Source organism: Caulobacter sp. 10L414 (genome assembly GCF_056395525.1).
In genome coordinates this window covers 1-14,606 of record NZ_JBFTJR010000060.1, presented here as the reverse complement: position 1 = coordinate 14,606, position 14,606 = coordinate 1, and the positions used below count along the sequence as shown (strand labels likewise).

Below are 14,606 nucleotides of genomic sequence, written 5' to 3'. Positions count from 1 at the left end.
TTTGAAAGGCTTAGGCCAGCCCCGGTCCTTCGATCTTCACCACCGAGGCGAAGCTCGGGCGGCGCTCGGGCAGGGTGATCTTCAGGCCCTTGCCGTCGCGGGTGAAGGGCAGGGGATCGCCGCCCAGCAGCGAGACCTTGCGCACCTCGCCGCCGGCATGCGGGGCGCCGGTCGCCAGGCTTTCGATGACCATCTCGCGGCCCGGCTCGACCAGCGGCAGCGCGTAGAGGGCGCCGGCCTTGGTGGTGAAGCGGATGTCGCGGGCCTCGAACGGCTTGGCGTCGCCCTCGTTCTGCATACCTTCGACCAGGCGCGTGGGGCCCTCGCCGTAGATCTTCCACGGGCGGGTCGAATAGATGGCCTCGCCGTTGACGGCGATCCAGCCGGCCATGTCGGCCAGCACCTTGGCCTCCTTGTCGTCGATCGAGCCGTCGCCGCGCTGGGGGATCGACAGCATCAGCGTGCCGTTCTTGCTGACCACGTCGGTCAGGCGCTGGATCACGTCCTTGGCGGTCTTGTAGCCGTCGCGCTCATAGAGCCCGCGGTCATAGTGCCAGTTGCCGATGCAGGTGTCGGTCTGCCAGGGCTCGTCGCGCAGCCGGTCGGAGAAGCCGCGCTCGACGTCCTCGACGATGGCCTTGCGCTGGAAGGCGGTCAGCTTCTTGCCGGTGACCACGACGTCGGTCGTGCCGGTGCGGCGGACGGCCTGGTTGTAGAAGTGCGCGGTCGCCTCCAGCCCGGCCCAGCCCAGAGGCAGGGCGTAGTTGTCGAAATAGACCATGTCGGGCTTGTAGCGGTCGACCAGGTCGTTCTGGCGCAGCAGCCACTGATGCACGAAGGCGGGATTGTTGGCCGGCGGGGTCTCGATCCACTCGCCGTCGTGCTTGTCGTGCCAGGCGTTGGCGTCGGCGATGGAATTGATCCCGTCGGGGATCACCATGTTGGGGCCGGTGTAGAGCTCCTGCGGGTCCAGGCCCTCCCACCACTTGCCCTTGCCGTCGGCCTTCTTCAGGCRGAACGCGTCGTACCGCTGGCCCTTCAGCGGGCCTTCGGCGTCGTAGCCGTAGGCGGTCTGCCACCAGTGCCAGGCGTGGGCGGCGTGGTTGGAGACGGCGAACTTCATGCCGTGGCGGCGGGCGACCTTCTCCCAGGTTCCGACGATGTCGCGCTTGGGTCCGACGCGGGTCGAGTTCCAGGCGTGATGGCGGCTGTCGAACAGGTCGAGATTGTCGTGGTGGTTTGCCATCGACATGAAGAACTTCGCGCCGGCGGCGACGTAGGTCTTCATCAAGGCTTCGGGATCCCAGGCGTCGGCCTTCCAGCGCGGGATGAACTCCATGAAGCCGAACTGCGTCGGGTGGCCGTAGGTCTTGACGTGGTGTTCGTAGAACGGGTTGCCCTGCTGGTACATCTGGCGGCCGTACCAATCGCCGAACTCGGGCACGCATTGCGGGCCCCAGTGCGACCAGATGCCGAGCTTGGCGTCGCGGAACCAGTCCGGCGTCTTGTAGCCGGCCGCCAGCGACTCCCACGAAGCCTTGAAGGGACCGCGTCCCGTTTTGCCCTGGGAGGCGGCAAGGGCGGACGAGGCGGCGAGGCCGGCGGTCGCGCCGAGAAGGGCGCGGCGGGTGAAGGGCATGGACTGGCTCACTTTTACTGGACCGGCGTCAGGCGCGCGGCCGCGCCGCCGCTGGCGGCGAGTTTCAGGGTCAGGACGTAGGCGGCGGAGACGGGGGGAGCCGAACCCTTGAGGCTCGTGGGCGTCGCCCCGTCCTCGCGGATGTCGGCCTTCCACGCGCCCTTGCTCAGGAAGTCGAGCGGGACCTTCACCGTCCGGGCGGTCTCGTTGTTCAGCGCGCCGATCCACCATTCGTCGCCCTTGCGGCGGGCGACGACGATCGACTGGCCGATCTCGCCGGTCACGTAGCGCACCTCGTCCCACGCCGTCGGCACGGCGGCGGCGAAGTCCAGGCCCGCGGGGCTTTCGGCATAGGTGTCGGGGCTGTCGGCGACGATGGTGAAGGGGCTGTCGTAGACCACGAACATCGCCAGCGCCTGGCCGCGCGTGGTCTGCACGAAGGGCAGGCGGTCGCGGGGTTCGAACGCGGCGGGCTCGACATTGCGGAAGCCGCCGGGGGTGTAGTCCATCGGCCCCAGCAGCAGGCGCGTATAGGCCAGCATGACGTTGTGGGACGCGGTGATCCGCGCGCTCCACTTGTTGTACTCGGCCCCCAGCACGCCTTCCTGCGTCAGGTAGTGCGGATAGGTGCGGATCAGGCCCGTCGGGTGATAGGCGCCGTGCAGGTCGACCATCAGGTGGTGCTGGGCGGCCTTCTTCAGCAGGCGGTGGTAGAAGTCGACCATCGCTTGATCGTCACGGTCCATGAAGTCGACCTTGATCCCCTTGATCCCCCACTGCTCGTAGAGGGCCAGGGCCTCGTCCATCTGGGCGTCCAGGGCCTTCCAGTTCAGCCACAGCCAGACGCCGACCTTCCTGTCGGCGCCGTAGGCGATCAGGCCCGGCAGGTCGAGTTCGGGCTTGGGACGGGTGACGTCGACGCCCGGCCGCACCACCGAGGCGCCGCCGGCCCCGACGTTCCAGCCTTCGTCGATCAGCATGTATTCCAGGCCGTTGGCGGCGGCGAAGTCGATATAGGCCTTGATGGTCTGCGGGTTCATGCCGGCGTTGGGCACGGCCTTCAGCGTCGGGCCGTTCCACCAGTCCCAGGCGGCCTTGCCCGGCTTGATCCAGCTAGTGTCGGCGACGACGGAGGGCGCGCTCAGCGTCGTCAGCAGGGTGTTCTCGACCAGCTGGCCGGCCTTGGGGGCGACCATGATCACCCGCCAGGGCGAGACGACGTCGGCGCCCAGGCGGGTCTTCACCGCCGTGCCAGAGCCGTCGAGGCGCGGCGACAGCTTGACCGACACGCCCAGCCGACCGTCGCCCCGGCCCGTCAGGTACATTCCCGCCCAGTCCTTCAGGTCGGCCTCGGCGATGGCGAAGGCGGCGTTGTCGCCCTGGCAGACCAGCGGCGCGTCGAACAGGTTGTGCTCGCGGAACCGCGAAGCCTGGACGGGGTCGAACTCGCCCTCGTGGCTGGTGCCGAACTTGCCCAGGTTCAGGCCGAAGCAGCCGTAGTCCTTGGGGAAGGAAAAGCCGGTCACCTCGTCGTTGACGTTGGTCGCCGCCGTCGCCTCCTGCTGGGGCAGCACGTAGCGGAAGGCCGCGCCCTGGTCATAGGCGCGGAAGATCACCCGCAAGCGGCGGCCGCCTTCCTCCTGGAAGTCGACGGCCAGTTCGTTGTGCTTCTGGACGACGCGGCTGACCTTGGCGGCCGGCAGGTCGTAGGCGTCTTCGCCGCTGCTGCTCTCCGCGCCGACGATCTTGGCGCCATAGGAAAAGCGGCCGCCCTTCGAGAGCTCCAGGCCCAGGCCCGAGGGCGCGATCAGGGTCTTGCCCTTGTAGGCGACGGCGTAGCGCGCCTGTCCCGACTCGTCGGAGACTTGGATCGAGACAGCGCCGTCGGGGGAGGAAAGGGTGCGGGTTTCGGCCGAGGCGTTTGCGCCATACAGCGCTGTCAATGCAGCGCCCGCCAGCAGCGCGTTCCGAACCACCCCCATTGCAACGTCTCCCTAAAATTCGTTGTCTCAGTGTTTGTCGTATTAATTAGACCGTGTATGCATCGGCGTCGAGCTTTCGATACCGGTAACATCCAGGCGGCTCGCAGACCGCCCAAAGCAAGGAAGAGCGGGGGAGCATGAACACCAGGACCCTGACCATCGCCCTGATGGCGACCACCCTTCTGTCGGCTCCGGCCTTCGCCGCCGACGGTCCCAAGAGCACCGCCCATCCGGCGCTGTGGCCCGCGGCCAAGAGCCAGGGCCTGGTCGACCCGGCCACCGAAGCCTTCGTCGACGGCCTGCTGGCCAAGATGACGCTGGAGGAGAAGGTCGGCCAGATGATCCAGGCCGACACCGCCTCGATCAAGGCCGAGGACCTCAAGACCTATCCGCTGGGCTCGATCCTGGCCGGCGGCAGCTCGCCGCCCCTGGGCGCGCCCGACCGCTCGCCGGTCGGCCCCTGGGTCGACACCGTCAAGGCGTTCCGCGACGCCGCCGCCCAGCGCGGCGGGACCAACATCCCGCTGATGTTCGGCATCGACGCCGTGCACGGCAACAACAACCTCGTCGGCGCCACGCTGTTTCCGCACAACATCGCCCTGGGCGCCGCCCACGATCCTGAACTGATCCGCAAGATCGGCGCCGCCACGGGCCAGGAGACAGCGGTGTCAGGCTTCGACTGGGCCTTCGGTCCGACCCTGGCCGTGCCGCGCGACGACCGCTGGGGCCGCACCTACGAGGGCTATTCGGAAGATCCCGCGATCGTGCGCCAGTACGCCCGCGAGATGATCCTGGGCCTGCAGGGCGCCGTCAGCGAGGGCCAGGCCCTGCAGAAGGGCCACGTGGCGGCCAGCGCCAAGCACTTCCTGGGCGATGGCGGCACCACCAACGGCAAGGACCAGGGCGACACGCAGGTCTCCGAGCAGGACCTGATCCGCCTGCACGCCCAGGGCTATGTTCCGGCCATCAACGCCGGGACCATGACCATCATGGCCTCGTTCAACAGCTGGAACGGCCAGAAGATGCACGGCAACAAGTCGCTGCTGACCGACGTGCTGAAGGGCCGCATGGGCTTTGACGGCTTCATCGTCGGCGACTGGAACGGCCACGGTCAGGTCGAGGGCTGCACGCCGACCAACTGCGCCCAGGCCGCCAATGCGGGCCTGGACATGTACATGGCCCCCGACAGCTGGAAGGGCCTCTATGACAACCTGTTGGCCCAGGCGAAGTCGGGCGAGGTGCCGATGGCGCGCATCGACGACGCCGTGCGCCGCATCCTGCGCGTGAAGGCCAAGCTTGGCCTCTTCCGCGCCGACCGTCCGTGGGAGGGCCGCGAGGGCGTGCTCGGCAACGCCGACCACCGCGCCATCGCCCGCGAGGCCGTGGCCAAGTCGCTGGTGCTGCTGAAGAACAACGGCGGCGTGCTGCCGATCAAGTCGTCGGCCAAGGTGCTGGTCGCCGGCTCGGGCGCCGACGACATCGGCCAGCAGTCGGGCGGCTGGACCCTGTCGTGGCAGGGCACCGACAACAAGAACAGCGACTTCCCCAACGCCCAGTCGATCTATTCAGGCTTCAAGGAAGCGGTCGAGGCCTCGGGCGGCAGCGCGACGCTCAGCGTCGACGGCAGCTTCACCGACAAGCCCGACGTCGCCGTCGTGGTGTTCGGCGAGCAGCCCTACGCCGAGGGTGTGGGCGACCTGAAGTCGCTCGAGTACCAGCAGGGCGACAAGACCGACCTGGCGCTGCTCAAGAAGCTGAAAGCCGCCGGCGTACCGGTGGTGGCGGTGTTCCTGTCGGGCCGTCCGCTGTGGGTGAATCCGGAAATCAACGCCTCGGACGCCTTCGTCGCCGCCTGGCTGCCGGGTTCGGAAGGCGGCGGCATCGCCGACGTGCTGGTCGGCGACGCCGCCGGCAAGCCGCGCCGCGACTTCAACGGCAAGCTGTMGTTCAGCTGGCCCAAGACCGCCGCGCAGTTCTCGCTGAACAAGGGCGACAAGACTTACGCGCCGCTGTTCGCCTACGGCTACGGCCTGACCTACAAGGCCGGCCGGACCGTGCCCAAGCTGTCGGAAGTCTCGGGCGTCACCGCCATCGCGGCCAATGACAGCAACTACTTCGTCGGCGGCAAGACCCCGGCGCCGTTCGAGTTCCGCCTGCTGCCGACCACCTCGGTGCACATCAAGCCGGTCGACGCCGGCAACGTGCAGGAGGCCGGCCGCCAGCTGACCTTTGCTGGAGGGGTGCCCGCCGCGGCCGAGATCGCGGGCGACAAGGCCTTCGACCTGACCTTCCAGACCAATGCCGAGATCGCCCTGCAGGTGAACTGGCGCGTCGACGCCGCCCCGTCGGCCAAGACGACGCTGGGCATCGGCGCGGGCAAGCTCGACGTCACCTCGGTGCTGTCGGGCGCCAAGGTCGGCGAGTGGACCAGCCTGAAGGTGCCGCTGAAGTGCTTCCAGGCCGCCGGCACGGACGTGACCAAGGTCGAGGCGCCGTTCTCGCTGGCCACGGCCGGAACGCTGAGCGTCTCGATCAGCGGCGTGAAACTGACCACCGACCCCACCGGCACGACCTGCCCGGCCAAGGCGGACTAGAAGCGGAGCGACATTCGGAACCCTTGGCCAGCTTTCTCCGAGCATCCCCGCGAAGGCGGGGATCCAAGCCGAGCTTGGAGATGATCCACGGCCGTTCCCGATCCTGAAATCCAGCTTGGATCCCCGCCTTCGCGGGGATCTGACGGATTGGGGAGCGGAGAACCACTGAATGTCGATCCGACCTGACCAGACGGATGTCATCCCGGCTATCCGCGCTAGGCGCCTTCGCCCGGGATGACGATTTTAGTTGTGATCAAGCGGAGACCTCGCGTGCGTCTGACCCGTCACCTGCTCGCCGGGGCCGCCGCCCTGGCCGTCGTATCGCCCGCCGCCGCAGCCCCGCTGCTGGCCTCGGTGTTCACCGACCACGCCGTGCTCCAACGCGACAAGCCGATCGCGGTCTGGGGCGTCGCGACCCCGAACGCCGCCGTCTCCGTCGATCTCTCCGGCCAGTCCGTGGCCGCGACGGCCGACGCCGACGGCCGCTGGAGCGCGCAACTGCCGGCCCGTCCGGCGACCGGCCAGCCCCTGACCCTGACGGTGAATGCGGGCGCCGAGGTCCAGACGATCTCCGACCTCCTGATGGGCGACGTCTGGCTGTGCTCGGGCCAGTCGAACATGGAATACCCGCTGCGTCGCGCCCTCAATGGCGAGGTCGAGGCCGCTGCGGCCACCGACCCGCACGTGCGCCTGCTGCAGACCGGCCGCACCAGCCTGCCCAACCCCACCGACACGCTGCCGGCCCAGGCTGTCTGGAAGACCTCCAGCTACGAGGCCGCCAACAACTTCTCGGCCGCCTGCTTCTTCATGGGCCGCGACATCCGCAAGAGCACGGGGGCGCCCGTCGGCCTGATCGACGCCACCTGGGGCGGCTCGATCATCCAGGACTGGATCAGCGGTCCGGGCCTCAAGGCGCTGGGCGGCTATGACGAGGGCCTGTCGGTGCTGGCCGACTACGCCAGCGACCCCGCCAAGGGCATGGCCCGCTGGGGGGCGATGCTCGACCGCTGGGCCGCCCGGGTCGAGCCGCATGCGGCCAATTGGGCCAAGCCCGACTTCGACGACCGCGCCTGGGCGACCATGCCTGCCGAGCAGTTCTGGGAGACCAATCCGGGCCTGGAAACCTTCGACGGCACGATCTGGCTGCGCGCCGAGATCACCCTGACCAAGGCCCAGGCCGCTGCCCAAGCCAAGGGGGGCTCGACCCTGGTGCTTGGGCCCATCGACGACATGGACACCACCTTCGTCAACGGCCGCCAGGTCGGCTCGCAGGAAGGGTGGGACTTCAAGCGCGCCTACGCCGTGCCGCCCGGAACGCTGAAGGCCGGCCGCAACGTCATCGCCATCCGCGCCGTCGACACGGGCGGCGGCGGCGGCGCCTGGGGGCCCGCCAAGGACAAGGGCCTGAAGCTGGCCGACGGCTCGTTCGTCCCGATGGGCGGAACCTGGCGCTACAAGGTCTCGACCAGGCTCTCCGACACGGGCCTGCCGCCGCACGCGCCGTGGCTGGGGGCTTCGGGCCTGTCGACCCTGCACAACGGCATGATCGCGCCGCTGGCCCCTTACGGCGTCAAGGGCTTCGCCTGGTACCAGGGCGAGTCGAACGTCACCGAGGCCAGGGAATACGCCCGCCTGATGCCGGCTCTGATCGCCGACTGGCGGGGGGCCTTCGCCGCGCCCGACGCGCCGTTCCTGATGGTGCAACTGGCCGCCTTCGGTCCTCAGGTCGACAAGCCGGACGTCTCGCGCTGGGCCGAACTGCGCGACGTCCAGCGTCGCACGGTCGCGGCCGATCCGACGACGGGCCTGGCCTCGGCCGTCGACCTGGGCTCGCCCTACGACATCCACCCGGCCGACAAGCTGCAAGTCGGCCTGCGCCTTGGCGGTCTGGCCCGCAAGCTGGCCTATGGCGAGGCCCTGAACGCCTCCGGCCCCGCGCCGGTCACGGCCGTGCGCGACGGCGGCGACATCGTCGTCACGCTCGACCAGCCGGCGGTGGTCTATGGCTCGGGACGGCCGGCCGGATTCGAACTGTGCGACGCGCCGGAGTCGTGCCGCTTCGTCGACGCCGCGGTGGAGGGCGACAAGATCCGCCTGAGCGTTCCCGCCGGCTACGCCGCGGTGAAGGTCCGCTTCGCCTGGGCCGACAGTCCGGTGCTGAACCTCTATGGCCAGAACCGCCTGCCCGCGACGCCGTTCGAGATCCCTCTCTCTTAGAGAGAGGGATTTTACGCTCCAGCCCAGCTCATTAACCAGCAACCCCTTGCGGCATAAGGCTTTCCCTCTTCGAAAGGAGGCCCGTCGCTTGACTGATCGCACCTGCGAAGAACTGGCCGAACTTTGGCGAGCAGTGTTCGGTGAGGCGCCGCCGATCATCACCGACCGTGAGCTCACCGTAGAGGTCCTGGTGCGCTGCCTGCCGGCCGCCGAACCCTATGCTCCACAAGCTGCTCCCATGGCTCAGCTTGATCGCGAGGCGTCCTGAAGCGGGGATAGGTAGGATCTATCTTCGGAACTGATTTTATCGATTGGACCTATTTGCTGCATCGCGATACCTACGACGCATCCTTTTCCAACGGAGCGTCCCATGTCGCTGATCAACACCACGATCAAATCCTTCACCGCCCAGTCGTACAAGGACGGCAAGTTCGTCACGGTCAGCGACGCCGACACCAAGGGCAAGTGGTCGGTCTTCTTCTTCTACCCGGCCGACTTCACCTTCGTGTGCCCGACCGAACTCGAAGACCTGGCCGACAACTACGACGTCTTCACCCGCCTGGGCGTCGAGATCTACGCCGTGTCGACCGACACCCACTTCTCGCACAAGGCCTGGCACGACAGCTCGCCGGCCATCGGCAAGATCAAGTACCACATGGTCGGCGACCCCTCGGGCGCGATCACCAACAACTTCGAGATCATGCGTCCGGGCGTCGGCCTGGCCGACCGCGGCACCTTCCTGGTCGACCCGGAAGGCGTGATCCAGTTCATGGAAGTCACCGCCGAAGGCATCGGCCGCAACGCCATCGAACTGCTCCGCAAGATCAAGGCCGCCCAGTACGTCGCCTCGCACCCGGGCGAAGTCTGCCCGGCCAAGTGGGAAGAGGGTGAAAAGACCCTGGCCCCGTCGCTCGACCTCGTCGGCAAGATCTAAGACGACCCTGTACTGACTACCCGCGCCGCCGCTTCGCTCCTTCTGGGGCGGCGGCGCACCCCTCGATCGTTCGCCGCGTTCGATCCTCCCCCGAAAATCGAACGCACTTCCTCCTCCCCCTAGTTTTCTGGGAGCCCGTCATGCTGGACGCTGGTCTGAAGACCCAACTGAGCACCTACCTGCAGAACCTGCGCCAGCCGATCGAACTGGTCGCCTCGCTGGGCGAGGACAAGGGCTCCAAGGACATGCTGGCCCTGCTGGAAGACGTCGTCGCGACGTCGGACAAGGTCAGCCTCAACCTCTCGGGCGACGACGCCCGCAAGCCCTCGTTCGCCATCACCCGCGCCGCGGGCGACGCGGATGTCCGCTTCGCCGGCCTGCCGCTCGGCCACGAGTTCACCTCGCTGGTGCTGGCGCTGCTGCACGTCGGCGGCCACCCGCCGCGCCTCGACGCCGAGGTGATCGAGCGTATCAAGGGCCTGGACGGCGACTACAGCTTCGAGACCTATTTCTCGCAGTCCTGCCAGAACTGCCCCGACGTCGTGCAGGCGCTCAACACCATGAGCGCGCTGAACCCGCGCATCCGCCACGTCGCCATCGACGGCGCTCTCTTCCAGGCTGAAGTCGAAGAGCGCCAGGTCATGGCCGTGCCGACCATCCTGCTGAACGGCCAGCCGTTCGGCCAGGGTCGCATGGAGGTCGAGCAGATCCTGGCCAAGCTCGACACCGGCGCCGAAGCCCGCGCCGCCGAGAAGATCAAGACCAAGGACGCCTTCGAGGTGCTGGTCATCGGCGGCGGTCCCGCCGGCGCGGCCGCGGCCGTCTACGCCGCCCGCAAGGGCATTCGCACCGGGGTCGCCGCCGAGCGCTTCGGCGGCCAGGTGCTCGACACCATGGCCATCGAGAACTTCATCTCGGTGCAGCACACCGAAGGCCCCAAGCTGGCCACGGCGCTGGAGCAGCACGTCAAGCAGTACGACGTCGACGTGATGAACCTGCAGAAGGCCGTCGGCCTGGTGGGGCCGAAGACCGAGGGCGGCCTGATCGAGGTCAAGCTCGAGAACGGCGCCAGCCTGAAGTCGCGCACCGTGATCCTGTCCACCGGCGCCCGCTGGCGGAACGTCAACGTGCCCGGCGAGGCGCAGTACAAGAACAAGGGCGTGGCCTACTGCCCGCACTGCGACGGCCCGCTGTTCAAGGGCAAGCGCGTGGCGGTCATCGGCGGCGGCAACAGCGGCGTCGAGGCGGCCATCGACCTGGCCGGCATCGTCGCCCACGTCACCCTGATCGAGTACGACAGCCAGCTGCGCGCTGACGCCGTTCTGCAGCGCAAGCTCGCCAGCCTGCCGAACGTCAAGATCGTCACCTCGGCCATGACCACCGAGATCCACGGCGACGGCGCCAAGGTCAGCGGCCTGTCTTACAAGGACCGCAACCACGACACGGCCCACCGCGTCGACCTGGAAGGCGTGTTCGTGCAGATCGGCCTGGTGCCCAACACCGAGTGGCTGAAGGACTCGGGCGTGGCGCTGTCCAACCGCGGCGAGATCGAGGTCGACTACCGCGGCGAGACGACCATGCCGGGCGTCTTCGCGGCCGGCGATGCGACCACCACGCCGTACAAGCAGATCATCATCGCCATGGGCGAGGGCGCCAAGGCCTCGCTGTCGGCCTTCGACTACCTGATCCGCCTCCCTGCGGAGCAGGCCGAGGCGGCCTGATCGGATCTACCTTTTCCCTCTCTCTCAGAGAGAGGGATTTGGGTGCTTCACGCCACCGCCGCCTGGATGCCCGCCAGCAGGTTGGCCGCGGTGATCGGCTTGGCCACGTGCAGGTCGGCGCCGGCGGTCAGGGCCTCGGTGCGGTGCTTCATCAGGGCGTTGGCGCTGAGCATGATGATCGGCGTGCGCACCGCCCCGCGCTCGACTTCCAGGGCGCGGATGGCGCGCGTCGCCGTCAGGCCGTCCATGCGCGGCATCTGCATGTCCATCAGCACGATGTCGAAACGACCGTCCCCGAAGGCGGCGACCGCCTCGAAGCCGTCGCCGACGGTGACCACGTCGGCGCCCTGGGTCGCCAGGATCAGCTGGGCCACCCGCTGGTTGGTGGGATGGTCCTCGACCAGCAGCACGCGAAGCGGGTGGTCGGGCAGGGCGATCGGCTCGGGCGGCGGCGGGGGCTCGGCGCTGACCTCGACGGCTTCCTGCAGGCGCGGAAGGCTTAGCGAGAAGGTGAAGCGGCTGCCGATCCCGGGGCGCGAGGTCGCCGAGATCTCGCCGCCCATCATCTCGACCAGCGAGCGGCAGATCGAAAGCCCAAGGCCCGTGCCGCCGAAGCGGCGGCTGATCGACTCGTCGGCCTGGCTGAAGCGGGTGAACAGCCCAGCGGCCTGGTCGGCGTCGAAGCCGATGCCGGTGTCCTCGATCTCGAAGGTCAGGTGGGTCTCGCCGTGGGCCTCGGTCGCCGCCACCCGCAGGACGATCCCGCCCTGGTCGGTGAACTTGATGGCGTTCGACAGCAGGTTGCCGATCACCTGGCTCAGGCGCATGCCGTCGCCCAGGTGGCGGCCGCCGGTGATGGGCGGCCGCTCGATGGCGAAGGTCAGGCCCTTCTCCTGCGCGCGCCGGCGCATTACCTCGACGCCGGGACGCAGCGCCTGGTCGAGGTTGAACGACCGCTTCTCCAGCTGCAGCTGGCCGGCCTCGATCTTGGAGACGTCCAGGAAATCCGACACCAGCCGTTCCAGCGTCGCGCCCGAGTCGCGGACCAGGGCGATCATCTCGGCCTGCTCGGGCGTGAGGGCGGTGCGCGACAGGGCGTCGACGATGCCGATGACGCCGTTCAGCGGCGTGCGGATCTCGTGGCTGATATTGGCCAGGAAGTCGGACTTGGCCCGGCTGGCCGCCTCGGCCGCGGCCTTGGCCTCGATCAGCTGGCGCTCGGCCGCCACCCGGTCGGTGACGTCGCGGGCCACGCCATAGATGCGGTCGCCCGCGCGCTGGGCCCGCCATTCCAGGGTGCGGTAGTGGCCGTCGGCGTGGCGATAGCGGTTGATGAAGCCCCGGACCGGATCGCCTTCCTTGCGGTTCTCGACCTCGACCACGCTGTCGCGCGTGCCGGGCATGTCGTCGGGATGGACGAGCCGCAGCAGGGGCTGGCCTTCCATGTCCTCGGGGCGATGACCCAGCTTGGTCTGCCAGGACCGGCTGGCCTTCAGCACGGTGCCTTCCAGATCGCGGATGATCAGCAGGTCCAGCGAGACCTCGAAGAAGGTGCTGGCGTCCACCAGCAGGGCGTCGCGAGCCGATGCTTCCGCCATTTATCGAAGTCCCCGAAACGCCGACTAGAGTTCAGCCTAGCGCATCAAGGTTAAATTCCAATATCCGCAATCCATTGCATATTTAGTCGCGCGAATGGGTCATGATTTCGGAATGCTCTTTTGGCGATAGCTGAATTGAGTTTCGGTATTCGCAGAACTGTTTGACGCCTCAAGAGACGCCGGAAAGGCGGAGGGGGTCTTCTAGACCGGCTCCGCCCACCCCTTGGCCACATAGGCCGCCGCCACCGCCTCGGCGATCTTGATGCCGTCGACGCCCGCCGACAGGATCCCGCCGGCATAGCCCGCGCCTTCGCCGGCCGGGAACAGGCCGGCGGTGTTGAGGCTCTGCAGGTCCTTGCCGCGCGTGATGCGGATCGGCGAGGAGGTGCGGGTCTCGACGCCCGTCATCAGCACGTCGGGATGGTCGTAGCCGGCGATCTGGCGGCCGAACACCGGCAGGGCCTCACGCATGGCCTCCAGCACGAACGGCGGCAGACATTCGGCCAGATCTGTCATCTTGACGCCCGGCTTGTAGGAAGGCGAGACCTCGCCCAGCGCCTCGGACGGACGGCCGGCCAGGAAGTCGCCGACCTTCTGGGCCGGGGCCTTGTAGTCGCCGCCGCCCGCGGTGAAGGCCAGGCTCTCCCACTTGCGCTGGAACTCGATGCCGGCCAGCGGGTGGCCCGGATAGTCGCGCTCGGGATCGATGGCCACGACGAAGCCGGAGTTGGCGTTGCGCTCGTTGCGCGAATACTGGCTCATGCCGTTGGTCACCACCCGGTTCGGCTCCGAGGTCGCCGCCACCACCGTGCCGCCCGGGCACATGCAGAAGCTGTAGACCGTGCGGCCGTTCGAGCAGTGGTGCGACAGGCTGTAGTCGGCCGCGCCCAGGTCCGGATGGCCGGCGCAGGCGCCGAAGCGGGCCTTGTCCATCCACGACTGCGGGTGCTCGATACGCACGCCGATCGAGAACGGCTTGGCCTCGATGTGGACGCCGCGATCATAGAGCGTCTGGAAGGTGTCGCGCGAGGAGTGGCCCACGGCCAGCACCACGTGCTCGGTCTCCAGATACTCGCCGGTCGAAAGATGCAGGCCCTTGAGCTTGCGCTGGCCGTCTTCGCCCGCCTCGATCTCGAAGTCGGTCACCCGGTGCTGCCAGCGGTACTCGCCGCCCAGGCCCTCGATCAGGGCGCGGATGTTCTCGACCATGTGCACGAGGCGGAAGGTGCCGATGTGCGGGTGAGCCTCGGTCAGGATCTCCTCGGGCGCGCCGGCGGCGACGAACTCCTCCAGCACCTTGCGGCCCAGGAAGCGCGGATCCTTGATCTGGCTGTAGAGCTTGCCGTCCGAGAAGGTGCCAGCGCCCCCCTCGCCGAACTGCACGTTCGACTCCGGGTTCAGCTCGCTCTTGCGCCACAGGGCCCAGGTGTCCTTGGTGCGTTCGCGCACCACCTTGCCGCGGTCCAGGATGATCGGCTTGAAGCCCATCTGGGCCAGGACGAGGCCAGCGAACAGGCCGCAGGGGCCGGCCCCGATCACCACCGGGCGCGGGCCGTCGAAGCCTTCCGGCGCGCGGGCCGTGAAGCGGTAGGCGGTGTCGGGCGTCGGGCGGACCTGGTGGTCGCCCTTGAAGCGCTCCAGCACGGCGGCCTCGTCGCGCAGGGCCACGTCCACCGTGTAGATCATCAGGATCGCGCTCTTCTTGCGAGCGTCATGCGCCCGCCGCCAGAGCTTGACCTCCAAGAGGTCGGCCGGCTCGACGCCCAGGCGCGCGCAAATGGCCGGAGCCATGGCCTCCGGCGGATGGTCCAGGGGCAGCTTCAGTTCGGAAAGACGCAGCATGGCGCGGGTTTAGCGGGTTGGGAGCCCGCGCGCCATGGGGTTAGCGGCCGTAGATCCTCCCCCTCTGGGGGAGGTGGCC

The 14,606-nt window shown here is 68.3% G+C and carries 9 protein-coding genes; 5 read left to right on the top strand and 4 right to left on the bottom strand.

Annotated features, from left to right (window positions below; translation table 11 throughout):
* Positions 1–10 precede the first annotated feature (10 nt).
* Positions 11–1,639, bottom strand: a complete 1,629-nt coding sequence (locus AC1DCG_RS20280) for an alpha-L-fucosidase (protein ID WP_477041631.1) — start codon at positions 1,637–1,639, stop codon at positions 11–13.
* A 14-nt stretch (positions 1,640–1,653) separates the two neighbouring features.
* Positions 1,654–3,621, bottom strand: coding sequence for a glycoside hydrolase family 97 protein (locus AC1DCG_RS20275; protein WP_477029636.1), 1,968 nt, complete (start codon positions 3,619–3,621; stop codon positions 1,654–1,656).
* A gap of 137 nt (positions 3,622–3,758) precedes the next feature.
* Between AC1DCG_RS20275 and AC1DCG_RS20270 the strand changes: the two genes are divergently transcribed.
* The 5 genes from AC1DCG_RS20270 (at position 3,759) to ahpF (ending at position 11,087) form a co-directional block, all read left to right on the top strand.
* A complete protein-coding gene (locus AC1DCG_RS20270; RefSeq protein WP_477041630.1) occupies positions 3,759–6,215 on the top strand; it encodes a glycoside hydrolase family 3 protein in 2,457 nt (818 codons plus the stop codon).
* 270 nt (positions 6,216–6,485) lie between these two features.
* Positions 6,486–8,432, top strand: a complete 1,947-nt coding sequence (locus AC1DCG_RS20265) for a sialate O-acetylesterase (protein ID WP_477029638.1) — start codon at positions 6,486–6,488, stop codon at positions 8,430–8,432.
* Positions 8,433–8,520: 88 nt separating this feature from the next.
* The gene (locus AC1DCG_RS20260; RefSeq protein ID WP_165259204.1) at positions 8,521–8,700 is read left to right on the top strand and encodes a hypothetical protein; all 180 of its coding nucleotides are present in this window, start codon (positions 8,521–8,523) and stop codon (positions 8,698–8,700) included.
* Positions 8,701–8,802: 102 nt separating this feature from the next.
* On the top strand, positions 8,803–9,366 hold the full coding sequence (gene ahpC, locus AC1DCG_RS20255) for an alkyl hydroperoxide reductase subunit C (RefSeq protein WP_101718084.1): 564 nt from the start codon (positions 8,803–8,805) through the stop codon (positions 9,364–9,366).
* Between the two features lie 140 nt (positions 9,367–9,506).
* On the top strand, positions 9,507–11,087 hold the full coding sequence (gene ahpF / locus AC1DCG_RS20250; RefSeq protein ID WP_477029639.1) for an alkyl hydroperoxide reductase subunit F: 1,581 nt from the start codon (positions 9,507–9,509) through the stop codon (positions 11,085–11,087).
* A 47-nt stretch (positions 11,088–11,134) separates the two neighbouring features.
* Here the strand turns inward: ahpF and AC1DCG_RS20245 are convergent, their stop codons facing one another.
* Positions 11,135–12,685: an ATP-binding protein gene (locus AC1DCG_RS20245; RefSeq protein ID WP_477029640.1), complete on the bottom strand. Its 1,551-nt coding sequence runs from the start codon at positions 12,683–12,685 to the stop codon at positions 11,135–11,137.
* A 201-nt stretch (positions 12,686–12,886) separates the two neighbouring features.
* Positions 12,887–14,527, bottom strand: a complete 1,641-nt coding sequence (locus AC1DCG_RS20240) for an NAD(P)/FAD-dependent oxidoreductase (RefSeq protein ID WP_477029641.1) — start codon at positions 14,525–14,527, stop codon at positions 12,887–12,889.
* Between the last annotated feature and the right edge of the window lie 79 nt (positions 14,528–14,606).

Excerpts from the sequence above, each read along its gene's own strand:
- ahpC (WP_101718084.1), top strand. The coding sequence starts at position 8,803 with ATGTCGCTGATCAACACCACGATCAAATCCTTCACCGCCCAGTCGTAC.
- AC1DCG_RS20275 (WP_477029636.1), bottom strand. The coding sequence starts at position 3,621 with ATGGGGGTGGTTCGGAACGCGCTGCTGGCGGGCGCTGCATTGACAGCG.
- ahpF (WP_477029639.1), top strand. The coding sequence starts at position 9,507 with ATGCTGGACGCTGGTCTGAAGACCCAACTGAGCACCTACCTGCAGAAC.
- AC1DCG_RS20245 (WP_477029640.1), bottom strand. The coding sequence starts at position 12,685 with ATGGCGGAAGCATCGGCTCGCGACGCCCTGCTGGTGGACGCCAGCACC.
- AC1DCG_RS20240 (WP_477029641.1), bottom strand. The coding sequence starts at position 14,527 with ATGCTGCGTCTTTCCGAACTGAAGCTGCCCCTGGACCATCCGCCGGAG.